A 26,084-nucleotide genomic window follows, 5' to 3' on the forward strand; every position below is an offset into this window, starting at 1 on the left:
CATTCATCAAGCTCCTCATCATAGGTCATATTTTCAATACGTCCAACTTGCTTCTTCCACGCCCTCGTTTGTTCTTTATCAAAGGTGTTATATTTCACAAACGCTTCGATGCCTTGTTGTTCACAGAAAGTATAATTTTCCTCACTTCCATAGCCAGAATCAGCGATAATCGCTTGGGGTTGTTTTCTTCCGTAGGATTTTAGTAAATCGAAATGAGGTCGAAGACATCCGGGGTCACCAGCACGTTGATGTAAACTAAATCCAGTAATAAATTGATTTTCTGTTCCAATTTGGACATTATATCCCGGCTTTAATTGTCCGTTTTTCATATGATCATCTTTCATAAGAAAATCGCTCCTTTGTATGGTTTTTGGTGGTACTTTAATTATACAAAAAGGGCGATTTTTTTACTTTTCATTTTTGTTAAAAATCATCATTGAAACAAAAAAGGAATCTACGAGACGCCTGCGGGAATAGCGAGCCAGGCGAGACCCCGCAAAGCCATTGTTATTCGGGCTTGAGGAGGCTCGCGGATCGCCCGCGGCAAGCGAGTGGATTCCATTTTTATATCATCAATAATTTAGGTTTAAAAAGTGGAGGGTATCCTCAAAAGCCGTTAGGCTTTTGGGACACCCTCTTTTTCATAGGTCATGTCATTTTATAAAATCATACCTTGAATCTTTCATCACATTCGTTTAAGATATTAGTAATTGATTAATCACTAACTAACAAGGAGCATCGACAATGGGAAGATCGAGTAAGGAAGAGCGTAGGGAAGCTATATTGGAGGCAGGACTAGAAGTCTTCGCAGAAAGTGGATACTACAATACAACCACTGCGCATATTGCAGCAAAGGCCGGAATTTCGCAGCCTTATGTCTTTAAATTCTTTAAAACAAAGGAAGAACTATTTCTTGTGGCCTTAGATCGAGCCTTTGAAAGAATTTTAGACACATTTAAGTCGGTTGAGGCAAGTCCAGACCAACTTGTTGCTAGCATGATTGCAGCCTACGAAGCACTCTCGGAGTCACATCCCAATGAAATGGCATTGCAAGTGATCGGACTTTCAGTTACGGAAGCCCCCATTCAAGCCTGCACGAGAAATGGCCTTTCACGCATTAGAGAGTATACACTGAAAAGGTTTCGTGCGGCCGGGATTGCCAAACCTGAAACAGAAGTCACAACCTTTTTAGCGAGAGGTATGCTTTGCAATATTGCTTCTTTTATAGATCTACCAGAGCTTGTGGATGGTGGGAAATCGATAGGCATTTGACATCGATTTTTGACAACGTTGTGTTATAACCTGGTGGAAGCAAATATATACAACTTTGCTTTCACATTAAGGCTTGGCAAATAGCCAAGTTTTTTCTATTACAAAATTAGTTATTGATTAATCACTAACTATAAGGAGGAGAATGAATGAAGACTGCTATTGTGTTAGGGGCTACTGGAGGAACTGGTCAGGTTATCGTCTCTGAATTATTAACAAGAGGGATAAACGTTACAGCGTTTGGACGTTCTGAAAGGAAATTAGGCGCATTATTAAAACAGCACGATTTTAATCCATTACTGTCGTATGTGGTGGGCGATATTTTTGATCCTGGAACTATTGTAGAAGCGGCGAAAAATGCGGAAGTGATCTTTCAGTGTGCAAATGTGAGTTATCAAGAGATGGCTAGTAAACTCCTTTTGCTGGGAGAAAGTGTGATGATGGCAGCTGATCGTCTTGGGAAGAAGATCGTGATTGTTGATGGCATCTATGTGTACGGACATCAAGTGGCAAAAGGCGATGAAAGTCATCCCAAACAGCCCCATACGAAAAAGGGAAAACTAAGACTTGAATTTGAAAATTTAATCTTCAACAACAAATGGATGAAAGCAAACCCTTTAATAGTGAGGCTTCCTGATTATTATGGTGCAACCTCGCAGAACGCCTATTTACAACCGACATTGGAAGGGATAGCCGCTAATAAAAAGTCCGTTTTTATAGGGAACTTGAAGACACCACGTGAGTATGTTTATTTACCAGATGCGGCTCAGATGATTGTCAATATCGCGGAAAGGGACGATGCTTACGGAGAGAACTGGAATATCCCAGGCGCGGGCTTAATTTCAGGAAAAGACATTATTCAGCTCGCACGTGAGATTACGGGCTATCGAAAAAGCGTTATTCCTCTAAATAAAACGGCGATTCGACTGATGGGCATGTTTGATCCTTTTATGAGAGAAGTGGTAGAGATCATGTATCTAACGAAAGAAGGGTTTGTTCTGAGTGGGGAAAAATATGAAAAAAGCATTGGGACAATTCCCATCACTCCCTTTAAAAAAGGTTTAGAAGAAACGTTTCGTGCTTTAATGCCTGATGGACATTAAGAATACCGATCGTCGGAAATAAAAGTGACATTTTGGAAAAAGGAAACGCTGGTGCTCTGTCTTTTGATTCATACTTAGATAAAGTCTTTGATTTTAGTTAAGCGTGCAGCAATCAATAGACGATGATGAACCAAGGCTCAAAGTTTCGTCATAAACATCTTTTCAAACCCTTATTAATAAGATAGCTTAAGAGTGTTTAAAAGGTGGGGAAGAGGATGGACGGGTTAGAAGTCTCTCAAGAAATCAAGCGACGCATTGACTTGTTTTTACAGGAGCAATGGGAGGATGGGGCCTGGCGCTACTGTTTCGAAGGTCCTGTCATGACGGATGCTTATATGATTATCACGCTAAGAGCATTGGAAATAGACGAAGAACCTTTGATTAAAAGGTTGGTTGAACGTTTGCTGTCGGTTCAAGAGGACAATGGGGTGTGGAAGGTTTATCCGGATGAGCCAGAAGGTAATCTTTCCGCTACCGTTGAAGCGGTGGTTGCTCTTTTATATTCTGGCTATGTAGAGACAAATGACGAAAAAATGAAAAAAGCTTATGCTTTTATCCGGGCGCATGGCGGCTTGAAAAAGTCGGGTTTACTCACACGAGCTTTTTTAGCGATGAATGGGCTTTATCCTTGGCCACACTTTCCTTTTAATCCCGCTTACCTAGTGTTACTTCCAAGGCTGTCACCGATCAATTTTTATTCCTTTTCTAGCTATGCCCGTGCGCATTTTGCACCTGTTCTCGCGGCGTTTGAACATCGCTTTTCAATAAAAACGAAACAGCCTCCGAATCTTGAGGTATTAACTCCGCGATCTCATCGCGAAGAAGAGCGCTCCTTTTGGCCAGAAGTAGATCAATTGTTTATAGAACAGCGGGCCTGGCCATTGAGTCAAATTAAAAAGGAAATCTATAAGTGGAAACAAATTCCGAGTCACCTGTTAAAACGCGCTGATCGTTGGATTGAGCACTATATTTATTCCCATCTTGAAGCTAATGGCACGTTACTGAGTTATGCAAGTTCAACGTTTTTAATGATCTACGGCCTTCTTGCCTTGGGTTATCACAAAGATTCCCCTGTTATTCTGAAGGCTGTTCAGGGACTGAGCACGTTAATCTTTGAAGATGATCTCTTTCATCTCCAAAACTCACCTTCTACGGTGTGGGATACTGGACTGATGACCTATGCCTTATTGGAAGCAGGCTGTTCCCCTGATCATCCTGCAATCATGAAAGCGTCAGAGTTCCTCCTTCACAAACAACAAAAGAACGTTGGAGACTGGGCGCACCATAATCCAAAAGTGGCACCAGGCGGCTGGGGGTTTTCCGATTCTAACACTCGGCATCCCGATATGGATGATACCCAAACGGTATTGCGAACGATCGCGGCATATACGATGTTCTCTAATGGATTTAATGCCTCTTTTGAGCGAGGGTTTAACTGGCTCCTTTCTATGCAAAATAGTGATGGGGGATGGGCCGCCTTTGAAAAAAATGTTGATTTGTATTTACTCGCGCTACTCCCGATGTCACAGATAGAAAATGCCGCCATTGACCCTTCGACTCCTGATATTACAGGGAGAGTTTTGCACGCTATTGGGACATTGGGGGAAACCACTAATGCCCATAGCCATACTGCAGCGGCAGTCAAATGGTTACGGCATCGCCAAGAAAGGGATGGCTCCTGGCGTGGACGGTGGGGTGTTTGTTACATTTATGGAACGTGGGCTGCGCTGACAGGTTTAAGTGCGGTGGGGTTAGAAAATGGGGATCGGACTATTCAAAAAGGTGTTAAATGGTTACACAGCATTCAAAATAAGGATGGGGGTTGGGGAGAATCTTGTCAAAGCGATGCCAAACGTCACTATGAACCTTTAGGCCAAAGTACCTCTGTTCAAACAGCCTGGGCTATTGATGCACTCATAGCTACACATCAGCAGCCGACAGACGCGATCGAGAGAGGGATTGCGTTTTTGCTTAAGCATAATAGTGACACGACAGCATTCGAGCCCCGTTATCCAACGGGCATCGGTCTTCCTGGACAATTTTATATTTATTATCACGGCTATCCAAAATACTGGCCGCTTCTCACTCTAGCGCATTATCAAAAGAAGTTTGGAGAGCTTTCGGATGAATAGTATTCAGGGAAGGATCGAATCTTATTGGGTTCGGTCTTTTTTATACATAAAAACGGGTGTAGTGATTAATGTTTGATGGGGGAAAACGAGGCTATGTGTTATAGGGATTGGAGGCCCCCTTTGTGTGTGACGGCCTTTGATTAAACTTCAGGAGGGGCCCAACGAAGCGGTGAAGAGCAAACTCTTTTTTAAAAACAAATAATTTGCTGGATAAGCGCTACTATGGGGAAGTATGTCTCCTTTCATTAGGGCATAGAGATTCTAAATTTTTCTTTATGATGACAGATTTCAAAAGCATATTGACAATTGGCGCTCGAACGGGCATTACTTAAGTGATGGTATTTATTAACTTTAGAGGTTTGAAATCAACGTAAGAGATTATGGATTGATTTTCACTTAAATCAATGTTATTTTTTGAAGCATTAGCTTTTACCCAAGAAAGATTATAAAATAGAGACGAACTCCTATCTAATCAATAGAAAAAGATCCTCTATAGGAGGCAGATAAATAAATGCACGAGATCATCCATTTATTAAATCAATATGGCTATATCATTTTGTTTTTATCACTCATGCTGGAACTTATTATAGTTCCGATCCCTAACGAAGCACTCATGAGTTATGTTGGAGTCCTGTGCTTCCAGGGAGACATGAACTTGGTCCTTTCCATTCTCGTTGCGGGAGTGGGTGGTGCAATAGGCGCGACAGTTTCCTATTGGGTGGGATATAAACTAGGGGCTCCATTTTTTCAGAAATTTGGTCATTATATACATATGGGACCTGATAAATTAGAAAAGATGTCTGGGTGGTATAGTAAGTACGGAAAAGTGTTACTGATCATTTCCTTCTTTATTCCAGGTGTAAGACATATTGCGAGTATCATTACGGGTGTGATCAAATTACCTTACCGCTCCTTTGCGATTTTCGGTTATATTGGGGTTTTTCTATGGGTAGGAACCTTTATTGTGCTCGGGAATGCTCTTGGCCCTGGTTGGGATCGATATCAAAGTGAAATCGAAAAATGGCTCGTATTAATTAGTATTGTCATTGGTATTCTTTTGGTGATTTACTTTGTAGTGAGGAAAAATCGTGATTACATCAAAGAATCGTTACTGCTGCTTTATCAGGCCACCTTTCGAAAGTTTAGAAGTTTTTTGAAGATAAAGTTCATTATTCTTTTCATTTTGATTTTGTTTGTGGTGTTTTTTACTTTAATGGTGGGGATTATTCAAGATCTCATTGGAAATGAATTTGGTCATTTCAATATTATTTTTAAAACCATCGTTTCCTCCATGTTTAATGAACATTGGCAAGGCATTATGACCGCTTTTTATACCCTGTCTTCATGGATCGCTTTTGGAGTCATTGCCTTGGCCACCGTCGTAGTGATTTTCATCCATAACAAAAATAGATGGCTTGAATTCCTTTTCTTTATTTCGACTTTGCTTGGGACTTTCCTGTTTTCAAAAGGGATCCACTGGCTCTTTCATTTTATGTTAAATAATATCAGCCCGGATTTTCCAAATGTACAAGCGATGCTTTTATTGTCTATTTATGGCTTTTTCATGATTATGCTTATTCGCCATACTAAAGACTTTCTCTTTGCGACGATTGTCTTTTTAGTCTACATTTTCATTCTAATGGTTTATTTTGTGAGTGGTATTTACGTTCATGATCTTAAGCCAAGTGACTTAGCAGCAGGTTATGTCTTTAGCGCAGTCTGGGTAACAGGAATGGTTTTCTCATTAGAAATGTTCCGCCTGTTGGCGTTGATTAAAGACAGTAATGACTAAACAATTAAAGAAAAATGTAATGAAAACATAGAGCCGCATGTCCTTAGGGAGATGCGGCTTTGCTGGTTCAAGGTTAGGGGATGTCTAGGGTTAATCATGTAGGGCGTTGACCATGGACGGTATCCAGCCTGTTAGGTGTGCCCCGCCGTCAGGATGGTTTCTTGCTTCAAGTGCACCACCGTGTTGTCCAATGATGCTATGGGCAAAGGTTAACCCTAATCCTGCGCCTCCAGTTGCACGATTTCTTGATTCTTCCCCACGATATAAGGGTTCAAATACATGTTGAAGGTCCTCTGAAGTAAAGCCTGGTCCAGTATCCCGAATAGTGAAGGTGACCTTGTGTGTGGTGTGATCACATTGAACAAAAATATTGCCTTGGTAGGGGGTGTGTCTCACGGCATTATCCAATAAGTTACTTATGGCTCTCTCCAGTAAGTGGGCATCGCCGAAAACGACGCAGTCTTTTACCACATGTCTAACAAAAGAAATGTGTTTTTCTCTAGCAAGGGGTTCAAGACTGTCTAGCGATCTTTGTAATACTTTTGCAAGGTCCACAGGATTTTTATTAAGCTTCGTTTCCAAATACTCGACCTTTGTGAAGGCAAAGAGATCTTCCACCAACCGATCCAATTGTGCTGATTTTTCCTTGCACACCGCAAGATATTTGGCCCTCTTTTCCGGAGAATCGGCAATGCCTTGTTCCAGCCCCTCTAAGTAACCCCGCAAAGCAAATAATGGCGTGCGTAAATCATGAGCAACCGCTCCAATAATAAAGCGCCGTTCTTTTTCAGATTCCCTTTGTTTGTGAAAGGCCTCTTTGAGACCTTTCACCATCACTTCAAACCCCTCTCGTACCTTTGCAATTTCACTGATCCGGGTGGCCGGGAGCTGGATGTCCAGATCACCATCTGCAATATCTTGAGCAGCCTGACTCATCTTTTCAAGTGGTCTAAGAATAAACCTTCGCATTTCGAAACCAACAATAAAAAAGGCCAGTAGAAGTCCTGAAAAGGCTGCAATCATTTGAATCACATTTGAAGCCGGGAGGTAGAGGATGACCCTTCCGAGCACTTGTCCATTCTGGATGACGGAAAATTGTTCAGACGATCGTAAAGCAAGATTGTCAGCAGTTTGGAAAATCTTTTGGTCTGATGGGGAAAGAAGCGTCGCATCAATGTTCATTTTCTGTAATTGACTGCGCAATTGCTTTTGCCAAACGGCATCCGTCCAGTCTTTTGTATGGTCTTCAATCAGGTGAAGGGTTCGATCCACATTTTTTTGTTGTGTATCAGATATTCCGAAATGCAGCGTTTTTGTTTCAATGAGGTGGGCCGTTACAAAGAATATCCACGGCAACGTGAGAATGAAAAAAAGGCTGAGTATAGTGAACTTACGAATGCGAAGCGTTCTCATTTTTACCACCCTCAAAGCGATAACCAATCCCCCATTCGTTGATAAGATATTGCGGCTGATTCGGATCGGCTTCAATTTTTTCACGGAGACGACTGAGATGGACACGAATGGTGTGCTTGTCACCCACACCTTCCCAAAACTTTTCGAGCAACTGATCGTAGGAAAATACATATCTTGGATGCTCGGCGAACAAACGCAAGAGATCATATTCTTTCGGTGTGAGAGAGATCTTTTGCCCTGCGACAAAGACTTCCCGTGTGGACAGGTCCAATGTGAGACGGCCATAATCGAGTTTTCGACTCGTGTTTGCCTGTTGCAGGCGGGAACGCCGTAATACGGCTTTCACGCGAGCAACAATCTCACCGGGTGAAGCTGTTTTGACAATGTAATCATCCCCACCAAGGCCTAAGCCCCGGATTTTATCGACGTCATCGCTGCGCGCGCTTAAAAATAGGATCGGTACGTCGCTTTCTGTTCGCAATTGCCGGCAGAGATCGAAACCGTTTTGCCCTGGCATCATAATATCAAGAATGATGCAATGAATCATGTTTTGTTGAAAAACCTCCAAGGCTTGAGAAGCATCATAAGCCATTTTTACATAAAATCCGTCATTTTCTAAAAAATCCCTTAGTAGTTCCACGATACTCTGATCATCGTCTACCACCAGAATCGTCTGTAATTCGTTCACTAAAAAAACACCTCTGATCTGCTGAGGCCACTGAAAAACATGAATGTGATAGAAATATACTTGCTTTCCGCGAGCCTCCTCAAGGCCTGATATGATGTGCTTTGTGGGGGCTTGCCTGGCTCACTGTTCCCGCAGGAGCCCGAGCTTATTTCTGCAATTCTATTCTTGAATTTGACATTTTCAGTGACTTCGATCTGTTAACCGTTTTATACGATTTCAATTAAAAGTCATTTTAAGTTTATCATGTTACCCACAAGGAACAAGCTTGACTGCACGCTTTGTGATGAAATGTTGATTGTTTTGTGACTTTTTTACACCTTCGATTGAGACATTTCATAGTTATCCTGTTTTTGAACCTAAAGCAAGTAAAAAGTTTTAGTCTATCATTTTAAGACTTAAAGGGGGGAAGTTCAATGGGATTAGATCATCACAGTTTCACGTTTTTTCCTTTTGGAGCTCTATTTTGTCTCACACTCTTGTGTTTCGTAGCGGTGCGAGTCTTTGCTATTCGCTATCGTTACAAAGATTCTAAGCAACAGCGTCGAGATATTCTTGCGATTCTTAAAAGGCGTGTTGCAGAAGGCACTTTGGATGAAGGGGAATTTCAGAGATTAAAAGAGCTTCTCTCAAAATAAAGGGTGGGGGGACAAGTTCAGTATGTGATGGGAAAAAGGGACGTCACCACAAGAAGCATGACGATTGGGTTTTCCTGACTTGAACGAGAGAGATGAAGAACAAAGAAAAGGCGTGCAAAAATTTTTTGCACGTCTTTTACTGGGTTTAATGATATATAGGGCACTTCGTCATTCTATGAAGCTAATGGCATTTTAAAGAGATTTATTTCTACGTTTGGCAGTCCTCTTATTTTTCACTGTCTAACATCTTCATTTCACTTTCATTGTAACGATCACCCGCAACTTCAGAAGCAGGAATGGCTTGTTCAATTCGCTCGAGGTCCTCTTGGCTGAGCTGTATATTTAGAGCGTCAGTGGCATCTTCAAGTTGCGATCTTTTTCGAGCGCCAATGAGCGGAATGATATCTTCACCTTGTGCAAGCACCCATGCGATGGCCAATTTAGCGACCGTGGTATGTTTTTCATCGGCAATTTTTCTTAAGTTCTCAACCAGTTGAAGGTTTTTATCTAGGTTTGCACCTGAAAATCGTGGGGAATGGCTACGGAAGTCTTTTTGATTTGTCGTCCGTTCTTTGGACCATTTTCCACTTAAAAGACCGCGGGAGAGCACGCCATAAGGATTCAAAGCTATACCCAATTCACGCAAAGTCGGTAGAATATAGGTCTCCAGATTGCGGCTGAAGAGGGAGTACTCAATTTGCAACCAACTGATGGGATGTACGGCATGCGCACGTCTGACGGTATCTGCACCCGCTTCTGAAAGACCAATGTGTTTAACATATCCTGCTTTGACCATGTCAGAAATAGCGCCCACTGTTTCTTCAATGGGGACATTAGGATCCACACGTGCAGGCTGATAGAGGTCAATATAATCGACACCGAGGCGCTGAAGTGTATAGGCTAGGAAGTTTTTCACGGCTTCTGGTCGGGCATCATAGCCGATAAAGCTTTTATCCGGAGAACGCATCGCGCCGAATTTAACAGAGATAAAGGCATTCTCTCGTTTACCTTTTAATGCTTCACCAAGAAGGAGTTCATTATGACCTACGCCATAAAAATCGCCAGTATCGAAAAGCGTTATGCCTTTTTCTAGAGCCTCATGGATCGTCGCTATACTTTCAGTACGATCTGTTTCTCCGTAAAAGTCCGACATTCCCATACAGCCGAGCCCAATCTGGGAAACGAATGGCCCTCCTTGTCCAATCCTTCTTTTATCCAATGGACATACCTCCTTTTTAATTTCTACATATTAACAAACTGAATGAGAAAGAACAACTATTTGAACAGGGGATTGGCTGTAGCTTTTACCTTGAGCGACAAGGCTTTAGAGCAGAGACGTGAGAAGAAACCTTGTTGCGTCAAAAGCAGAGCTCTCTTCTAATAGAATCAAAAGCGACCTTATCAAAGCAAGAAAACTCTTCCCTTGTTTTTGCCCTGGCGAGCATATACCTCCTTTTTACGAATATCATGTTATGTTCGTAATAGAGCAGGGTATTAGAGTTATAGACGACAATCATTATATAATGATAGAAAGTAAACCAAGAATGAGGGATGATCATGGATCAAACGGTATTTAAGCCACTTGAATTTGTACGACAACGAACCATCAATGCAGTAAAAGACCTCTCTGATAAGACATTAGACACTGTTCCAAAAGGGTTCAATAACAACATCCGATGGAATTTAGGACATGTCTATGTCGTTCAAGAAAGATTTGCCTTTCAAACAACCGGAGAAACGGTGCAAATTCCCGAAAACTACCTACGTTTATTCTCTCCGGGGACTAAACCTGCCGATTGGAACGAACAGGTGCCAACGCTAGAGGAATTGCTCAAAGCGCTTGAGGAACAAGCCCAACGCATCCAGGAAACCTTTCAAAATCGTTTGGATGAACAGGTTAAAAAGCCGTTTACAACGGGGAGTGGTCTTACCCTAAACACCGTAGGGGAATTACTGACGTTCTCACTCTACCATGAGGGCATGCACTTTCAAACAATCAGCCTCCTCAAGCGATTTTCAGAATAGGGACATAGGGTCAGGTTTCTTGTCCCACTGATTAAGCTTTAGTGCTAAGGGTTCACGTTTTAAATAAATTTCAGATCTACATCCTTGGCCATGTTCTCTTGAAGAGAGCTGGCTCGATGGAAGAGAATGCCGCCTAATGCAAATATAGGCGGTTTGTTTTTGTCCTCTTTAGAATGAAGACATTGAACTGGTTGTTTCGATGCAAATATGGAAGTCTTGTATTCAACCCATTACATAAAACAGAAGAATATGGAAAATGTCAATGGTGATACTTAAGACTTGTGATTGCTTTTAGTTTAGTTTAAAATTAATCACAGATATTAAAGGTCTTTAATATGTTTTAAAAAGGTGATCTGTATGAAATATTCGAAAGCGACAAATTATGCCTTACACACAATGGTTTATTTAACCTTAGCACCCAAAGGGAAGTCTGTTGGCGTCGAGCAATTGGCTAAAATTCAAGATCTTTCGCCTACATATCTCTCGAAGATTTTAACAAAGCTCGTTAAAGCGGGACTTATTGAATCAACTCCTGGTGTAAAAGGGGGATATAGCATTGTCAAACACGCAGGTGATATTTCCTTTTTAGATGTCATACATGCGATTGAAGGGAAGACCTCATTATTCAGTTGTTCTTTGGAGCATGAAGATGATGATAGTGGTGAATGTTTAATTGAAAATGTCATGATTGAAGCAGAAAGAAATATGATGGACCAATTGGGCAAAAAGTATATTAAGGATATAGCCGAACAGATTGAGTCGAGAATGGAGAGAAAATAGGCTTATTAATTTTTTATACTAATTATAGATATTAGGAATCTTTAATATATTTAATTCAAGGAGGAAGTTAACATGTTATTAGATTGTGCTATTATTGGTGCGGGACCAGCGGGTCTGAATGCGGCGCTTGTTCTTGCAAGAGCAAAAAAGCAGATTGTTTTGTTTGATGAAGATCAACCTAGGAATGCGGTCACACACGAATCTCACGGTTTTATAACTAGAGATGGTATTCGACCTTCAGAGTTTAAGCGGATTGCTAAAGAAGAGCTTAAGAAATATCCCAGCCTATCTATTCAAGAACAACGGGTTATTGATATAAAAAAAGAAAATCACTCCTTTACGATACAAACAAGCGAAGGGCATTCCTATCGTTCAAAAAAGGTGATTTTATCTACAGGTCTAAAAGATGTGCTGCCTTCTATAGAAGGTATTGAACAATTTTATGGTACGAGCCTCTTTAGCTGTCCTTTTTGTGACGGCTGGGAATTACGAGACCGTCCTCTTGTTGTTATTATTTCTGAAGATGAGCATGCCCTTCATTATACAAAAATGATTTTTAATTGGAGTCAGGATCTTGTGGTCAGTACTAATGGCAAAAAGATTTTTACTGATGAGCAAAAGGCGTTGTTCACTAAGAAAAATATCAAAATCATTGAAGAGAAAATTGACAGCTTACAAGGTGAAGAAGGACGCTTACAAAAGGTGAGATTCAAGAATGGACAAGAAATTTTAAGAGAAGGTGGCTTTGTGTTGACAGGGCAAGAACAGGCGAGTCCACTTGCTGAAAACTTAGGCTGCACCATGAATAAAATGGGAGGCTTTGAAGTCGATCGATTCGGCCGTACATCTGTCGAAGGTGTCTATGCCTGTGGGGATACTACATTTACTGAACCTCCGCAATTGATTATAGCAGCGGCTAAGGGAAGTATGACCGCAAGTGGTGTTGTTAATGATGTGATACATGAAGAGTTTTAAACACGCCATAATCTGCTTTAACTATAGACTATGACACATTCTTCTTCATTAAGGTAAAGAACATGATGATGAAGAAGAATGTTTTTTACTTTATAAATATCGTATAATAAGATATAATCTTAATATAAGATATTTTTGGAGGGAATATGTTAAAAGAAATTGAGCAGTTAAATCACCATTGGACAGATATCTACTATCAATTACGCTATAACCATGAGGAAAAAATAACGCACCAAAGCATTCGGATCATGCAAGTGATTGAAAAGGAGAATGAAGTCGGGATAAAAGAGATCGCTAAAGCCATCCAAGTATCTCACAATACCGCTTCAGAACATATTAAACGTTTAATAGAAAAAAGCTATGTCTTTAAAAGTCGGAGTACCAAGGATGAGCGCAAGGTGATATTAAGGCTTACCGACTTGGGCAGCGATGTTTTACATCGCCATTCCAGTCTCGACGAAGAAAAACTGAAACGGCTTCTTTTTGAAAAAATGAGTGATGAAGAAAGACAACTCATCTTTACTGCTTTTGCCTTAATGCAGGAGCGAGCAAAAACGGTAGGAAGAAATTAAGAAAAACTTTTTTTAACCATTATCAGGATTTTAAAAGGAAGTGAAGAAAGTGAATTATCGTAGGGCAACGATTAATGATATAGATACATTAATAGCATTAAGGAAAAAACAATTAGTCGATGAGGGAATCGAACCTTGTATTAACATTGATTCTGAGCTCCATCTCTTTTTCAAAAATAAACTCAGTGATGAATCATTAATTCAATGGGTAGTAGAGGATAATGAAGAAATGATCGCATGTGGGGCCGTCATGTTTTATGAATTCCCACCGTCGTATACCAATCAAAGTGGAAAAAAGGCTTATATTACGAATATGTATACAAAAGAGGCGTACCGGGGAAGGGGCATCGCCACTCGGGTCCTCACGAAATTAGTTGAGGAAGCGAAGGCCTTAGGTGTTATGAAAATATGGCTGGGAGCTTCTAAATTAGGGAGACCCGTCTATGAAAAGTTTGGTTTCAAAGCCGCTGATGAATGGTTGGAATTTGAGGCCGAAAAGATGTTTTAATAAAAAAACGAAAAAGCTCAGTCCCACTACTGAGCTTTTTTGATGTACACTGCTTCCTTAAGAGGATAGTCCTATTGAGTTATTTGAAACTTTCGATTAATGATTTTAGAAATAACCATAATGGCCAGACCAGCAAGAAGATAATCGTATCCACCGATTTCAATCCGATAGCCGAAGGATGGCATGAGTCTGGGACAGAAAATAAAGATGGCCATTGTAAAAGCACTGATACTTCCGATGACAATACCGTCTTTTATCTTATTAGACCTTTTGAACATGGAGCGCCTGATCCACACAAAAATGAAGGCAATGGCAGCGAAAATCACACCTGCATCAATGATGAAAGTAAGAAGAGAAGAGCCAATGGCTATTGAAGGATTCACTTGTGTAAAAAAGCTTGCGATGATGGTGACAGCACCACTTGCTAATGCGAAAAAACCGAGAAACTGAAGGATTAAGTAGCCTATAAAAACGGCTGCACTTTTTCCTTTTTCTTTAGGTAAATGTTTGATCATGTCATCACAATAAGTTTTTGGGTCGTCACCAAACACGTCTTGGGCTGACTTACCGGCTTCTTGAGCTTCAATTAAATGATCCAATAATTCCATGACTAATTCTTCGGTCTGTTGTTCAGAAATGAACAGATGGGTACGGATATATATGAGCATATCCTCATAGTACTTCTCATTTTCCTCTGTCAATTGATTTCGCTTAAGGTTATTTTCTTCGATTAATTGTTTCGCATGCATTAGTTTAACCCCCAATTAATAATGGTTTCCACGGGTTTTTGAATGCTGTTCCATTCTTGCTGAAAGGCGATTAAAGCCTCTAAACCTTTTTCTGTCGTTTTATAATACTTTCGCTTAGGCCCAGTTGGCGAAGGCCTCATTTCCCCTTCGATGAACTGCTCCTTTTGCAGGCGAAGCAGAATAGGATAAATAGACCCTTCACTGACATCATTGAGACCGAAGGCTTGGAGCTTTTGTGACAGCTCATACCCATAAACACTTTCCTTATGAATAATGGATAAGATACATCCCTCTAAGATCCCTTTTAACAACTGGCTTCTCATTGCCATATTCATACATCCCTTATCTATTATGTATAGCAAGATACCCATTCTAAAATCAGCTATCTTGTTATGCAAAATAGCTTTGTTCCTAGTGTACATAAATTTTTCTTGAAACACAAGAGGAGGCTATTATGGGATACATTATTTGATGAAATTCGACGCTAAAATTAGGAAAAAAGGTGCATCACGAGAAAATTAATCACTTAATATGGATAATTTAGAGACCCTATAGTGAAAGGGGGCTTGAGTAAGAGAGTGTCTAGTGGGGAAGAAGTGAATATAAAACTGAATTAACGGTCGCATAAATGGAAAGGATGGTTGCCAAGAACAGTTAGAGGGAAGGGTTTCTATGATTCTGAGCCTAGCGATTTTAGGTTTAATTATCCTTTACTTTATAGATCAAAAGCAGAAATATGTCACCGTATACGAAGGTAAAGAATCAACGTTGAGAGAAGCAATGGATTATTATTGGATTCTAAAGGCCAAGCGAATCTCAGTTAAATATCACATGCCATATAACATGCATAATGTCTACTGCTTTGGATATTACGAAAGTCCGGTACGTCTTCTTGTTCGTAAACAGGATGAGAGAAAGGCTCGGGAAGTCTTAATCAATTTCCGAGCAGAAAAAAGAAGGATGGAAAGCAATATAACTCAGAGTAATGGGTAAAGGGAGTCTGAAGGCAGTCGTTCATAAAAAGACATCAATAAAAATTGTGGAATAACCCCGTAGTATTGCCTAGTGTTGCAGCAGCTACGGTTTTTTTTGCATTATAAGAAAGCCTTCATGACGTAGGGGGGCAAGGTTTTATGGTAGAAAGACAAGAAACGAAGCCACTGGCCATAACACTTGGTGACACCCTTAACCTGTGAGGACAGATGGTGGAACATCAAGCTGTGATTAGCAAAGAGGTAAAGAACATGTCAAGCACGGGCACCATAATTTATGGATTTGTACCTAAACACGCCATCACATTTAAAAGTTTTGATTGACACCCTTCGTTAATAGGTTTACTATAATCATTGTACTCAAATTTGAGTAATTTTATTTTAGTATATAGAGATAAAAGGGTGATATGATGAGCTTCGGAAAATTTTTAAAGAACCAGGGCGTAATTGCTGCTCTGTTCATGGCAATTTTTTACCAAATTATTTTTATGGTGATTTATCTTCCTGGCTATAGCGCTGTACCGAAAAATATTGATGAGTTGCATGTTGCCATCGTCAATGATGACGATCATTATGGAAAAGCCATTGCCAAGCAATTGAAAGAATCACTGCCGTTTAAAGAAATTGATACGGATAAAACACTGAAAGAAACTCAAGATTTACTAGAAGATCGCAAAATAAGCATGGTCATTCATATACCAAGTGATTTTAGTGCGAACTTGCAGAGCACGGAAAACAAGCAACCGAACATCGATTATTATGTGAATGGCTCTAATCCAACAATGATTACGAGTACACTCACGAGCATCACGAGTCAAATCGATTCAAAAATCAGTGAGCAATTCTCTGTTAATAAAGCTAAAGGCATTTTGACGAATCTCAATGTGCCAGAAAAACAAGCCGATCAGCTTGCCGCTTCTATCGAAAATAGTTTAGATACAAATACCATTACCGTTCATAAAATGCCTGATGGTATGCACAATCAAATGGCACCCATGTTCTTAACGCTTGTCTCCTATGTAGGAGCCATGATCGCTTCTCTCACCTTATCAGGGGTCTTTAAGGGAGTAAGTAAAGTTATTGGGAAGTGGAAAGCCATTTTCTATCATCAAACGGTGGCTCTGATCATCGCAGTAATCGCACCGCTGATTGGTATTTCGATTCTCTATCTTATCCATGGATATGGTGGCGGAACATTCCTCCAACTTTGGTTCCATCATGCGTTAGAGTTAATTGTGGCCCTTGAATTTACGTCAGTTTTCTGCCTACTCTTTGGACAGTTAGGGATGATTATCAATCTACCGATCATGCTCATTCAAGTGATTGCCAATGGTTCTGTTTTACCGCGGGAAATGATGTACCTTCCATATAAATTGATGAGCTATATTTCCCCTATGTATTACAGCGTGCAATCTGACTATAGCCTGCTCTTTGGCGGCGGACGCTTAGCCAATTATGAATGGCATTTGGTATTGATTGGCGTTGTGGTTGTCATTATTAATGTGCTTGTTGTGGCGTTGGTTCATCGTCGAGGAAAAGAAACGCCTACTGAAAGCGTGCCATCCCAGTCCTAATTTTGTTATGATAGTGGCATGAGCATTGTTTTTATAGGGAGGAGTTTGGAGCGTGTCCATTCGATTATATATATTAGGAACTTTAGCCAAGGGTAATGACTATCCTTATATGATAAAAAAGAGATTAGTGGATGCCCTACCTGATATTAGTTTCGTTTCCATTAGTGATGGCAAGTTCTATTACCAAATTGAGGCACTTCAGAAAAAAGGGTACATTGAAACGGCCGAAGTTGTTCATGAGGAAAGACGTCCCGATAAAACACTGTATGCAATCACGCCACTAGGGAAGCAATACCTTGAAGAAGAAATCTATAATTGCTTTAAAAAAATCACGCATATTAAAGACTTATATATTGCGATTTATTTGTTGGATTTTGTGGATACTAGTAAAGTCGCCGTCTTTTTTGAAGAGACGATCAAGCAAGAAAAAAAACGTCGACAAACCTTCGAAGAGATGAAGGAAAAAGGCACCCCCGTCGATGAAAAATTATTAAATAAGTCGGTTCAATTCATCAGTGAACATTCTTTTAAGAGTATTGATTTCAACATCGAATGGATGGAAAAGCTCCTCGAGTTTATAAAAAACTATGAATAACCAAAGAAAAAGCTGTGGGAAATTGAATTCCTACAGCTTTATTATGTAAGGTTGGACGATGAGAAAAATGGAAAGGCCTGAAAATTGGGCTCAGGCCTTTTTTATTCTTTTTTGCATGAAAATAAACACATTCGTGATTAATTTAGACCAAAGGAACACAATCACTATAAATACCAACAGCCATCCATAGTTTATCCATTTAAATAAAACAAAGAAATTTGTAGCTACAAATATTGGCATAATAATAAAAGAAATAATCACCGAAGTAATCAATGTATAGAGATAGAAATTCTTTTGATGATTAAGCGTCCACTGATAGACCAATATATAAATAACGGGAATAAACGATGCACTAAAGCTAAAAAAAGGGAAGATGGGGGCAATACGATTGGGGTAATCCCACCAACCCATTCGGAGACCTACACTGTTCAAATAAGTAAACCATACATGAATTTGCATTCCATAGAAGCCCAAAAGGAATATTCTTTCTCTGTCGATTGCAAAATAGAGGACAATTAATGGAATAATCAGCATTAATATATTGACCCAAAATTGCCATGTTCCGTAGTCTGAATAGATCTTCCAATAGTGGAATTCTGTATCTGTTAAACGCTCTTGTATATTAACTAGCTTATGAAGCAGTTCTTGTTTTCCAGAATCTATGTTCATGATCAATCCTCACCTTAATTTTTATCCTCATATTTTCCTTTTACAATTAAAGTTATACTTGGAACCAGTTTAATAAGTGTTTGATCACAAGTTAGAGGTTAGTTATGCTAGTCCATTAAAACGAGGAGGATAACTAGAGATTTACCGTTAAGGCTGTGATACGATGGAGTTAACAGGAAAAGGCATTTAGCCAAAACTAGCAATACGAATGAAGTGAGTTGGAATTGTAAGTTTAATGAAACAGGTGAGTAAGGATGAAAAAGGCAAGATCTGAAATCATAGCTCAACTGCAAAAACAACTTAAAACCAACCGTCATATCTTAGGTGTTTCGACAGGATCTGGGTTAACGGCGAAATACGCTGAAGCAGGCGGTGCTGATTTTATCTTAGCCTTAAGTTCTGGATATTTTAGACAAAAAGGCGTCAGCTCACTGGCGGCTTATTTACCCTTTTCTAATAGTAATGATGTTGTTATGGCCTTTGGTATGAAGGAATTGTTACCAAAATCTATTCAAATACCCATTATCTTTGGTCTCTTTGCCACCGACCCGCATATTAACCTAAGAAACTATATTCAATGGATAAAAAAGAGTGGTTTTGATGGTATCAATAATTATCCGACGATTGGCTTGATCGATGGGGAATTTGGAGAGGCGTTAAAAACAGAGGGAATAGTTTTTGAAAGAGAAGTTGAAGCCATCCGTATTGGGAGTGAAATAGGTCTCTTTACAGTCGCTTTTGTCTTCAATCAAGCACAGGCGATTCAGATGGTGGAGGCAGGTGCTGACGTTATTTGTGTTCATCTCGGCTTGACAACGGGTGGCGTCCTTGGTGCTAAGCAAATAAAATCTTTGCAAACGGCGAAGAAGTTAGCCACTGACATCTTTAATGTTTGTCATACACTTAAGCCAAGTGTAATCAAGATGATTTATGGTGGCCCTGTTAATAAACCCGTGGATGTCCAATTTATGTATGACGGAACAGACATCAATGGTTATATTGGAGGTTCGGTTTTTGAAAGAATTCCCGCTGAGTATATGATTTCAAGTGTCACACAATCCTTTAAAACAACCAGTGATATTAAATATGATGCATTAGTTCAAAAAATTATTAGTGGTATGAGCACACAAGCAGACTATATCGATTTTATTAGAAAATATATTACGGCACATTACCAAGAAGAAATTTCATTGAATGAATTATCGGATATTATGAACCTCTCAAGGTCTTTTTTAAGCACTCTATTTAAAAAAGAAATGGGGATTTCGTTTAAAGATTATTTGATTCATTTCCGTTTGAACCGAGCCATCGAAATCCTGCAAGAAAAAGAGCTCCCCTTAACCCTCGTTGCTCAAATGGTTGGGTACTCAGAATATGCGCCGTTCAGTAAGATTTTTAAGAAGAAAATTGGTGTGAGTCCGAGAGCGTACTTACATAACATAAAGACAAAATGATAAAACAAAAAGACATGTAAAATCTCTTATGAAAGCGATAACATTAAATATTAGGAAGGGGCTATAAATATTGATAAGGGAGTGATTCGAGTGGCTAAGACTATAGCATTAGCTGGAACGTTTGATTCCAAGGGGAAAGAATTTTTATTTGTTAAAGAACTCATTGAATCATTAGGATTTAACACCTTTACCATTCATACTGGTGTGTATGATCCAGAGTTTACACCCGATGTATCCCATGAAGAAGTTGCAGCAGCGGCTGGAGAAGACATACGAGAAATCGCTGTAGAAGGAAAAGGAAGAGCGAGAGCTACAGAAGTTCTTGCTAAGGGGATGGAGAAGTTATTACCAAGGCTCTATGAAAAAGGTGAGTTTGACGGCATTTTATCCCTTGGTGGCACAGGCGGCACATCTATTGTTACCCCTGGCATGAGGGCCTTACCAGTGGGGGTGCCAAAAGTCATGGTTTCCACCGTTGCCTCTGGAAATATCCAACCCTACGTTGGTACAAGTGATATCGTCATGATGCCTTCCATTGTTGATGTTGCTGGGTTGAACGTGTTTCAACTAAAATTTTTACAAATGCTGTCTTTGCCACTTGTGGGATGCTTCAGTTTGAACAGAAAAATAAGCTGGAGAAGAAACCCCTGATTGCAGCCACCATGTTTGGACTAACTACCCCTTGTATTAATTATGCCAAAAGCTATCTAGAAGAAAAAGGCTATGAAGTGCTTGTGTTTCATGCCACCGGTGTTGGTGGAAAGACAATGGAACACTTAATTGAAAATGGATTTTTTGAGGGTGTCCTTGATATGACGACGACGGAATGGGCGGATGAATCCGTTGGCGGTGTGTTAAACGCCGGTCCAAATCGTCTTGAAGCCGCTTCGAAATGTGGCGTACCACAAGTCGTTTCTCTTGGTGCCTTAGATATGGTTAACTTTGGACCCCGTGATTCTGTACCTCATGCATTTGAGGGCCGTCACTTTTACCAACATAATCCGACGGTAACGCTTATGAGAACAACGGTTGAAGAAAATTATAAGTTAGGTGAAATCATCGCTAGAAAGTTAAATTTGGCAAAAGGACATACGACTTTAATGATCCCTTTGAAAGGGTTTTCCGGTCTAGACATAGAAGGACAAGCTTTTTATGGACCAGAAGAGGATCAAGCGCTAATCTCAAGTTTAAAAAGAAACATCGACACAAATGGTGTTGAGATTATCGAAAAGCCTCTTCACATTAATGATCAAGCCTTTGCAATAGCGGCAGCCGAGAGGTTGTTGCATCTCATTGAAAATAAGAAAGGGGAAAACTCAAATGCTATCAAGAGAAACAATACTAAAAGAGTTTAGGAAAAAAGTAGAAAATGGAGAAATATTATTAGGTGTTGGCGCAGGTACGGGGATCACCGCCAAAAGCAGTGAAGCGGGCGGAGCGGATATGCTGATTATTTATAATTCTGGACGTTATCGAATGGCCGGCCGTGGCTCACTTGCAGGCTTACTCTCTTATGGAGATGCCAACGCTATCGTTGTAGAAATGGGTGGGGAAGTGTTACCGGTAGTGGATCATACCCCTGTTTTAGCGGGCGTTAATGGTACAGATCCTTTTAGAGTGATGGACGTCTTCCTCAAACAATTAAAAGATCAAGGCTTCAGTGGTGTTCAAAATTTCCCGACCGTTGGCCTCATTGATGGTGTATTTCGTCAAAACCTTGAAGAAACAGGCATGGGCTATGATCTTGAAGTGGAAATGATCCGAAAAGCTCATGTACTAGATATGTTAACAACACCTTATGTCTTTGATGAAGCACAAGCCACTAAGATGGCCAAAGCTGGTGCAGACATTCTTGTGGCTCACATGGGATTGACCACTAAAGGTACTATTGGGGCAAAAACAGCTTTGACATTAGATAATTGTGTTGAGCGAATCCAAGGCATCGTCAATGCAGGAAAAAAAGTTAATCCAGAAATACTGGTGATTTGCCACGGTGGGCGTATCGCTGAACCAGAAGATGCTGATTACGTCATTCAAAGAGTCGAAGGTATTGTAGGCTTTTTCGGCGCCTCAAGCATTGAACGGTTTGCAGCCGAAAAAGGCATTAAAGAACAAACCAAAGCGTTTAAAAAGATAAAAGGTTAAAAGGATAATTAGGGACAGTTCTCATTTTAGCTATAGCAAATTTTAATGGGTCTAGGCACCAGGTCCCTAAGGTTTTTGAGAAGCTTTAAGGTATTTTTTGACTATATAAAAAGTCCCCTCCATCAGGAGGGGCCCCCGTCTGCTTGCGATCTAAGGCAAGCGATAGTAAACTTAACGTCTGTCTACGAATAGTCCAAATGACTAGCAGACGATATAATTATATGTAACTACAAAAATTATATACTTTACACCTTCATAGTCAAGAGAATTAATCAAATCTTGGTTACTTAAGATCAAGGAAATACTTTAATCTTCGGTCAATTTGCTTCATATCTGTGTGGGTAACATAATCGAAGATATTACCAATCCTTGCTTTGCTAATGATTCTAATATCTTCGCATTGAACAACAGAGTCATAATTCAACTTGTAATTTTTTTTGTACAAAATATATTGTGATTTTAATAACTTGACCGTTCTATCAGTTTTTTTATTAAGAGCCTTGGTTAATGGGGCGATACAAACATTTCCACTCGTTTTATTACTACTATCTACAGATACCACAACAGCTGGACGTTGACCTGATTTTTCATATCCTATATTTTCACCTAAGAAAACAGTACAAATTGATCGTCTTGGAATATGAAAATTAATTTCTCCACCATAGTTATCATTGATAATAGCTTGTAGTCCTGTCCATTTTAAAGCCAGTTGATGTCGATTATATTGATAACCCCAAAATGTCCACCCCGCAATACAAATATACGTTCCCTTTTATTGTATTCATTATGGTAAAATATGTCCACTGATATGAAGAATATGTTCCATCAATTTTATAAAAATCTCTCAAAAATTTGTGGTGTTAGAGCAACTGTTGAATAAATTTGATTTTCCTTTTATAGTGGAAGTCTATGAGCCCTGGAAAACTGAGCAATTGATTTTCTAGTACTTTTCTTCATTTAAATGTTTAATAAACATATTGAAAATTCCACGGATCACTGCTACTTTGGATACTCAATAGTATAGCAACCCTTCAAAAAAATGATGGTTAATGAACGACGGGCTTTGATTTTTTAGGGCGTCATATTGTAGTTATTTGAAGGGATAATTGGAATGGGTATTCAATATGTATTTATGTTTTTTAAGTCCAAGTACAGTACCCATTGTGTGTTGATGAGCGGTGCATGATACAAAAGGGTATTGGAGTAAATAAAAGGCCTCTGTAAGTCTACGCCATGGCGGAGGAATACTTAGAGGATTAGAAAAATGGAAATTTAACCATTTAGAATGTAAAAACTATTTTTTGAAAATTTTATATAATGAAGAAAAGGGAGTAGCTCGTTTTACTCCCATTTATATGGCTTGTATTCAAAATGATCTAATTTGCTTGTATATCTTAGTCCAGAAACCTCAGGTAAAAGGTCTCTATGATCTCCCCAATTTAGAATATGTATAGATTGTAATTTGGTATTAGGAAATGACGAAACACTTCTAGCATTATAGGCTGGTTTATGGACATAGATTAAAAGTCGTTCAGCCAAGTCAATTTCTTTTGACCATTGTTCTTCTGAAGGAGTACCTTCACCATGTAGTTTGCCAACATATATACTTATATTATTGGAATCATTGGTGTCAACCCAATTCTCCTGAGATATTCTTATTCCAAATGTTTGACTATCTGCTTTTCCGATATAAAGCAATACATTGCTACCATATATCGGATGTTTTCCATATATTTGATAAAGACCATAATCATATTCTTCATTTCTTATTGTAACAAGATCAATTAATTTATATGGACCTTCCCACTGAATTTGAATTAGATCGGTATTTATTTCCACCTAAATTTACTCCTGTTTATTTTTCTGACATGGATGATGTGAAAAATTTTTTATGAATTTTAGGTTTCAGACGCTTAAAGTCTTTTGTTCTAATAAGTCGAAAAACTCGTCCTCTTTAATGATGTTTATACCATAACCTTTTTTGATAAGGTCATAGGCTTTTTCTTCTTTTGTACTAAGTCCATCATCTCCAACTAATGATTTGTCTTGTTTACCAACTACTAGATAATCGGTCTTCCTACTGATACCACTCTTTATTATCCCTCCAACATCAATAACCTTTTGCATAGCTTCTTTTCTATCTAATTTCTCAAGTTCACCTGTGAATACCATTTGTTTATCAAAAAATGGATGTCGACTATCAAAATCAGTATGTGAGGGAGTGAGATCAGTTATATTTATTTTTTTAAATCTATTATTTCTCTTCATAAAAGTACTTTGAAATTTCAATTCACTAAATGTCTTTTCAGAAAGACTGCTGTAGGTAGAACAATAGGAGGCGAATGATTTCCGTTTTTTAGCTTTGATGCAAGCTAGGACAAGCTCAGCACAAGCTCTCGCGTCGGATAAGGCATTATGATGGTCATTCAGATTTACACCAAATCTTTTAGCGCGTTCCTCAAGCGAGTTGCCTATTCCTTCTCCTCTACAAGCTCTTGTACTGATTCCATGAACTGCGGACATTCTATTATCTAATTTTAATTCAGGAGGCTGAATTAAATAATACTTTTCATCTACAATTTTACTCTCATTAACAAAAACCATGCCTAAAGAACATGCGCTATTAAGATTATTATTGGCAATCTCAAAATCAATCGTTATAAAATCCATCAGACCCTCCTTAATTGTTAAATATTCACAAAAAAAGACACGCAATTAAAAGTTAGCATGTCTTGGTGTAAGTATATGGTTAGTTTTGTTTAAGTAACGATTAATCGTTTGTTTGAAGATCATAAAAAGGTCTTTGTCATTTGATTATACACTAGAAAATGGGAACTTGGAAGTGTGGATATGGTTATTTATTACAGTTTGTGTGTTTGGTATTTAACTTTATAGGAAAAAATAAGAAAATCTTGGATTGGTAAAAGGATGAATGAAGTGATTAGATTTATTTTTGTATGGATTATAGGTCTATCTATTTTCTGGAGAGTATTAGGGCTGCACAAAGCTTGGAAACGAACAAACAAGATCAAATATTGGAAGTTTGATGAAAAGGTTAAACTGCATTTTCTTTGCTTTGTTGGTGCAATAGCTCTATGTGAAAGCCCACAAGAAATCGTTGGAGTGGTAGCAATTATCGGGTATTTATGTTTCACATTAACTTTTTTTAGCAAATTTTTATGGGAATTAGTACAAGCTTTGTCTAAGAAAATTTATATTCCAAAAGGGTATGGTTCAAGACGAACAATTGAAGACATAGAACATATTGATCGGATGACAGGCACTGAATTTGAGGTGTTTTTGGCAAAATTGTTTGATGGTTTAGGATATTATACTGAAGTAACACCATCTTCGGGGGATTTTGGTGTAGATGTAAAAATGATAAAGAACAAAACATTAACTGCAATACAGGCTAAATGCTATGGCGAAGGAAAAACAGTGGGTGTTAAAGCGATTAATGAAGTCGTTGGTGGCGCAGGATACTGGAAAGCTGATAAGAAAATGGTGATTACAAATAGGTATTTTACAGATGCTGCGATAAAAACGGCAGTAAGAAATCATGTAAAATTGGTTGATCGTGAGGGACTACGAATATTATTACAACAGTATCATGATGCATTAAAGAAGAGACGGTTACTATTATTACGATTTAGAAAAGAGAAAAGAAGCTCTTAATGGAGTAAAACCGAGACAAGAAAATTCCTGTCTCGTTTTTACTTTGAAATCAGCAAGCAAAGGAACTTATTTCACGGGAGGAAGTTTTTATGAAATACGATGGGGGCAGAAAATGAGATGCATTTCATTAAAGATTTCAGAGAAATAGAACAACATTGGTAGAGTGAAGGCAGTTTTTAAAGTTTCTAATCTTTTATTCTCTTTCTCGTAATCTATAAATAAATCAATGTTGGTGATTTAAATAATATGAATGTTCATAGGGAAATGCGTAGAATACTCAGAACTAGGTGAATTGTGTATCCTCCCATCTGTGATTATTATGAGAGTAGTAGGATGGAA

Annotated in this window: 25 protein-coding genes and 2 pseudogenes; 17 read left to right on the forward strand and 10 right to left on the reverse strand. The window is 39.1% G+C overall.

Annotated elements, in window-relative coordinates:
* A pseudogene (locus tag IEV91_RS00005) lies at positions 1–344 on the reverse strand (transposase); the annotation flags it as partial.
* A gap of 400 nt (positions 345–744) precedes the next feature.
* Here IEV91_RS00005 and IEV91_RS00010 point away from each other — a divergent pair.
* The 4 genes from IEV91_RS00010 (at position 745) to IEV91_RS00025 (ending at position 6,296) form a co-directional block, all read left to right on the forward strand.
* Complete coding sequence (locus tag IEV91_RS00010) at positions 745–1,272, forward strand: TetR/AcrR family transcriptional regulator (protein ID WP_188494788.1); 528 nt, start codon at positions 745–747, stop codon at positions 1,270–1,272.
* A 146-nt stretch (positions 1,273–1,418) separates the two neighbouring features.
* Entirely contained in the window at positions 1,419–2,372 is a 954-nt protein-coding gene (locus IEV91_RS00015) for an NAD-dependent epimerase/dehydratase family protein (protein WP_188494790.1), read from the forward strand.
* A gap of 215 nt (positions 2,373–2,587) precedes the next feature.
* A complete protein-coding gene (gene shc / locus IEV91_RS00020; RefSeq protein ID WP_188494793.1) occupies positions 2,588–4,504 on the forward strand; it encodes a squalene--hopene cyclase in 1,917 nt (638 codons plus the stop codon).
* Positions 4,505–5,015: 511 nt separating this feature from the next.
* Positions 5,016–6,296 (forward strand): VTT domain-containing protein, encoded by a 1,281-nt coding sequence (locus IEV91_RS00025; protein ID WP_188494795.1) that lies wholly within the window; start codon positions 5,016–5,018, stop codon positions 6,294–6,296.
* 90 nt (positions 6,297–6,386) lie between these two features.
* On the opposite strand, the gene IEV91_RS00030 is transcribed toward IEV91_RS00025, so the two are convergent.
* Positions 6,387–7,709: a sensor histidine kinase gene (locus IEV91_RS00030; protein WP_188494797.1), complete on the reverse strand. Its 1,323-nt coding sequence runs from the start codon at positions 7,707–7,709 to the stop codon at positions 6,387–6,389.
* Complete coding sequence (locus IEV91_RS00035; protein WP_188494799.1) at positions 7,687–8,397, reverse strand: response regulator transcription factor; 711 nt, start codon at positions 8,395–8,397, stop codon at positions 7,687–7,689. Before IEV91_RS00035 ends, IEV91_RS00030 begins: the two co-directional genes overlap by 23 nt.
* A 413-nt stretch (positions 8,398–8,810) precedes the next feature.
* Here IEV91_RS00035 and IEV91_RS00040 point away from each other — a divergent pair, with 413 nt between their 5' ends.
* Positions 8,811–9,032 (forward strand): hypothetical protein, encoded by a 222-nt coding sequence (locus tag IEV91_RS00040; RefSeq protein WP_188494801.1) that lies wholly within the window; start codon positions 8,811–8,813, stop codon positions 9,030–9,032.
* Positions 9,033–9,258: 226 nt separating this feature from the next.
* Here IEV91_RS00040 and IEV91_RS00045 read toward each other — a convergent pair whose 3' ends face one another.
* Entirely contained in the window at positions 9,259–10,251 is a 993-nt protein-coding gene (locus tag IEV91_RS00045; RefSeq protein ID WP_188494810.1) for an aldo/keto reductase, read from the reverse strand.
* Positions 10,252–10,589: 338 nt separating this feature from the next.
* Between IEV91_RS00045 and IEV91_RS00050 the strand changes: the two genes are divergently transcribed.
* The 5 genes from IEV91_RS00050 (at position 10,590) to IEV91_RS00070 (ending at position 13,892) form a co-directional block, all read left to right on the forward strand.
* Positions 10,590–11,057, forward strand: coding sequence for a DinB family protein (locus IEV91_RS00050; RefSeq protein WP_188494813.1), 468 nt, complete (start codon positions 10,590–10,592; stop codon positions 11,055–11,057).
* Positions 11,058–11,414: 357 nt separating this feature from the next.
* Entirely contained in the window at positions 11,415–11,837 is a 423-nt protein-coding gene (locus tag IEV91_RS00055) for an RrF2 family transcriptional regulator (protein ID WP_188494815.1), read from the forward strand.
* A gap of 72 nt (positions 11,838–11,909) precedes the next feature.
* Positions 11,910–12,812 carry an NAD(P)/FAD-dependent oxidoreductase gene (locus IEV91_RS00060; RefSeq protein ID WP_188494817.1) on the forward strand — a complete coding sequence of 301 codons (903 nt, stop codon included), beginning with the start codon at positions 11,910–11,912 and terminating at the stop codon, positions 12,810–12,812.
* A 146-nt stretch (positions 12,813–12,958) separates the two neighbouring features.
* Positions 12,959–13,384 (forward strand): MarR family winged helix-turn-helix transcriptional regulator, encoded by a 426-nt coding sequence (locus IEV91_RS00065; RefSeq protein WP_188494819.1) that lies wholly within the window; start codon positions 12,959–12,961, stop codon positions 13,382–13,384.
* Positions 13,385–13,433: 49 nt separating this feature from the next.
* Entirely contained in the window at positions 13,434–13,892 is a 459-nt protein-coding gene (locus IEV91_RS00070; protein WP_188494821.1) for a GNAT family N-acetyltransferase, read from the forward strand.
* Between the two features lie 71 nt (positions 13,893–13,963).
* On the opposite strand, the gene IEV91_RS00075 is transcribed toward IEV91_RS00070, so the two are convergent.
* The gene (locus tag IEV91_RS00075; RefSeq protein ID WP_188494823.1) at positions 13,964–14,641 is read right to left on the reverse strand and encodes a DUF1129 family protein; all 678 of its coding nucleotides are present in this window, start codon (positions 14,639–14,641) and stop codon (positions 13,964–13,966) included.
* The gene (locus IEV91_RS00080) at positions 14,641–14,970 is read right to left on the reverse strand and encodes a PadR family transcriptional regulator (RefSeq protein ID WP_188494825.1); all 330 of its coding nucleotides are present in this window, start codon (positions 14,968–14,970) and stop codon (positions 14,641–14,643) included. The genes IEV91_RS00075 and IEV91_RS00080 overlap by 1 nt, the downstream gene beginning before the upstream one ends.
* Before the next feature lie 343 nt (positions 14,971–15,313).
* Between IEV91_RS00080 and IEV91_RS00085 the strand changes: the two genes are divergently transcribed.
* The 3 genes from IEV91_RS00085 (at position 15,314) to IEV91_RS00095 (ending at position 17,802) form a co-directional block, all read left to right on the forward strand.
* On the forward strand, positions 15,314–15,634 hold the full coding sequence (locus IEV91_RS00085; protein ID WP_188494827.1) for a hypothetical protein: 321 nt from the start codon (positions 15,314–15,316) through the stop codon (positions 15,632–15,634).
* A gap of 409 nt (positions 15,635–16,043) precedes the next feature.
* Positions 16,044–17,207: a YhgE/Pip domain-containing protein gene (locus tag IEV91_RS00090; protein WP_188494829.1), complete on the forward strand. Its 1,164-nt coding sequence runs from the start codon at positions 16,044–16,046 to the stop codon at positions 17,205–17,207.
* A gap of 52 nt (positions 17,208–17,259) precedes the next feature.
* Entirely contained in the window at positions 17,260–17,802 is a 543-nt protein-coding gene (locus IEV91_RS00095; protein WP_188494831.1) for a PadR family transcriptional regulator, read from the forward strand.
* A gap of 90 nt (positions 17,803–17,892) precedes the next feature.
* Here the strand turns inward: IEV91_RS00095 and IEV91_RS00100 are convergent, their stop codons facing one another.
* On the reverse strand, positions 17,893–18,471 hold the full coding sequence (locus IEV91_RS00100; RefSeq protein WP_188494833.1) for a hypothetical protein: 579 nt from the start codon (positions 18,469–18,471) through the stop codon (positions 17,893–17,895).
* Between the two features lie 254 nt (positions 18,472–18,725).
* On the opposite strand from IEV91_RS00100, the gene IEV91_RS00105 reads away from it, so the two are divergent.
* The 3 genes and pseudogenes from IEV91_RS00105 to IEV91_RS00115 all read left to right on the forward strand — a co-directional run bounded on the left by IEV91_RS00105 (position 18,726) and on the right by IEV91_RS00115 (position 22,070).
* Positions 18,726–19,925: a phosphoenolpyruvate hydrolase family protein gene (locus tag IEV91_RS00105; RefSeq protein ID WP_188494835.1), complete on the forward strand. Its 1,200-nt coding sequence runs from the start codon at positions 18,726–18,728 to the stop codon at positions 19,923–19,925.
* 90 nt (positions 19,926–20,015) lie between these two features.
* A pseudogene (locus IEV91_RS00110) lies at positions 20,016–21,280 on the forward strand (Tm-1-like ATP-binding domain-containing protein).
* A complete protein-coding gene (locus IEV91_RS00115; protein WP_188494837.1) occupies positions 21,246–22,070 on the forward strand; it encodes a phosphoenolpyruvate hydrolase family protein in 825 nt (274 codons plus the stop codon). The pseudogene IEV91_RS00110 and the gene IEV91_RS00115 overlap by 35 nt, the downstream one beginning before the upstream one ends.
* A gap of 283 nt (positions 22,071–22,353) precedes the next feature.
* Here the strand turns inward: IEV91_RS00115 and IEV91_RS22015 are convergent, their stop codons facing one another.
* The 3 genes from IEV91_RS22015 to IEV91_RS00130 all read right to left on the reverse strand — a co-directional run bounded on the left by IEV91_RS22015 (position 22,354) and on the right by IEV91_RS00130 (position 24,740).
* Positions 22,354–22,830 (reverse strand): type II toxin-antitoxin system PemK/MazF family toxin, encoded by a 477-nt coding sequence (locus IEV91_RS22015; RefSeq protein ID WP_188495432.1) that lies wholly within the window; start codon positions 22,828–22,830, stop codon positions 22,354–22,356.
* A gap of 581 nt (positions 22,831–23,411) precedes the next feature.
* Positions 23,412–23,909, reverse strand: coding sequence for a hypothetical protein (locus tag IEV91_RS00125; protein ID WP_188494839.1), 498 nt, complete (start codon positions 23,907–23,909; stop codon positions 23,412–23,414).
* 66 nt (positions 23,910–23,975) lie between these two features.
* Positions 23,976–24,740, reverse strand: coding sequence for a BRCT domain-containing protein (locus IEV91_RS00130; protein ID WP_188494841.1), 765 nt, complete (start codon positions 24,738–24,740; stop codon positions 23,976–23,978).
* Between the two features lie 258 nt (positions 24,741–24,998).
* Here IEV91_RS00130 and IEV91_RS00135 point away from each other — a divergent pair, with 258 nt between their 5' ends.
* The gene (locus IEV91_RS00135; protein WP_188494843.1) at positions 24,999–25,745 is read left to right on the forward strand and encodes a restriction endonuclease; all 747 of its coding nucleotides are present in this window, start codon (positions 24,999–25,001) and stop codon (positions 25,743–25,745) included.
* Positions 25,746–26,084 lie beyond the last annotated feature (339 nt).

This window comes from Pullulanibacillus pueri, assembly GCF_014639255.1.
Taxonomy (GTDB): domain Bacteria; phylum Bacillota; class Bacilli; order Bacillales; family Sporolactobacillaceae; genus Pullulanibacillus; species Pullulanibacillus pueri.

What these genes read in the sequence shown, in the direction of transcription:
- IEV91_RS00010 (WP_188494788.1), top strand. Translation starts at nt 745, where the DNA reads ATGGGAAGATCGAGTAAGGAAGAGCGTAGGGAAGCTATATTGGAGGCA.
- IEV91_RS00075 (WP_188494823.1), bottom strand. Translation starts at nt 14,641, where the DNA reads ATGCATGCGAAACAATTAATCGAAGAAAATAACCTTAAGCGAAATCAA.
- IEV91_RS00025 (WP_188494795.1), top strand. Translation starts at nt 5,016, where the DNA reads ATGCACGAGATCATCCATTTATTAAATCAATATGGCTATATCATTTTG.
- IEV91_RS00050 (WP_188494813.1), top strand. Translation starts at nt 10,590, where the DNA reads ATGGATCAAACGGTATTTAAGCCACTTGAATTTGTACGACAACGAACC.
- IEV91_RS00105 (WP_188494835.1), top strand. Translation starts at nt 18,726, where the DNA reads ATGAAAAAGGCAAGATCTGAAATCATAGCTCAACTGCAAAAACAACTT.
- IEV91_RS00060 (WP_188494817.1), top strand. Translation starts at nt 11,910, where the DNA reads ATGTTATTAGATTGTGCTATTATTGGTGCGGGACCAGCGGGTCTGAAT.
- IEV91_RS00030 (WP_188494797.1), bottom strand. Translation starts at nt 7,709, where the DNA reads ATGAGAACGCTTCGCATTCGTAAGTTCACTATACTCAGCCTTTTTTTC.
- IEV91_RS00100 (WP_188494833.1), bottom strand. Translation starts at nt 18,471, where the DNA reads ATGAACATAGATTCTGGAAAACAAGAACTGCTTCATAAGCTAGTTAAT.
- IEV91_RS00115 (WP_188494837.1), top strand. Translation starts at nt 21,246, where the DNA reads ATGCTATCAAGAGAAACAATACTAAAAGAGTTTAGGAAAAAAGTAGAA.
- shc (WP_188494793.1), top strand. Translation starts at nt 2,588, where the DNA reads ATGGACGGGTTAGAAGTCTCTCAAGAAATCAAGCGACGCATTGACTTG.
- IEV91_RS00015 (WP_188494790.1), top strand. Translation starts at nt 1,419, where the DNA reads ATGAAGACTGCTATTGTGTTAGGGGCTACTGGAGGAACTGGTCAGGTT.
- IEV91_RS00130 (WP_188494841.1), bottom strand. Translation starts at nt 24,740, where the DNA reads ATGGATTTTATAACGATTGATTTTGAGATTGCCAATAATAATCTTAAT.
- IEV91_RS00080 (WP_188494825.1), bottom strand. Translation starts at nt 14,970, where the DNA reads ATGGCAATGAGAAGCCAGTTGTTAAAAGGGATCTTAGAGGGATGTATC.
- IEV91_RS00065 (WP_188494819.1), top strand. Translation starts at nt 12,959, where the DNA reads ATGTTAAAAGAAATTGAGCAGTTAAATCACCATTGGACAGATATCTAC.
- IEV91_RS00055 (WP_188494815.1), top strand. Translation starts at nt 11,415, where the DNA reads ATGAAATATTCGAAAGCGACAAATTATGCCTTACACACAATGGTTTAT.
- IEV91_RS00090 (WP_188494829.1), top strand. Translation starts at nt 16,044, where the DNA reads ATGAGCTTCGGAAAATTTTTAAAGAACCAGGGCGTAATTGCTGCTCTG.
- IEV91_RS00135 (WP_188494843.1), top strand. Translation starts at nt 24,999, where the DNA reads ATGAATGAAGTGATTAGATTTATTTTTGTATGGATTATAGGTCTATCT.
- IEV91_RS00085 (WP_188494827.1), top strand. Translation starts at nt 15,314, where the DNA reads ATGATTCTGAGCCTAGCGATTTTAGGTTTAATTATCCTTTACTTTATA.
- IEV91_RS00040 (WP_188494801.1), top strand. Translation starts at nt 8,811, where the DNA reads ATGGGATTAGATCATCACAGTTTCACGTTTTTTCCTTTTGGAGCTCTA.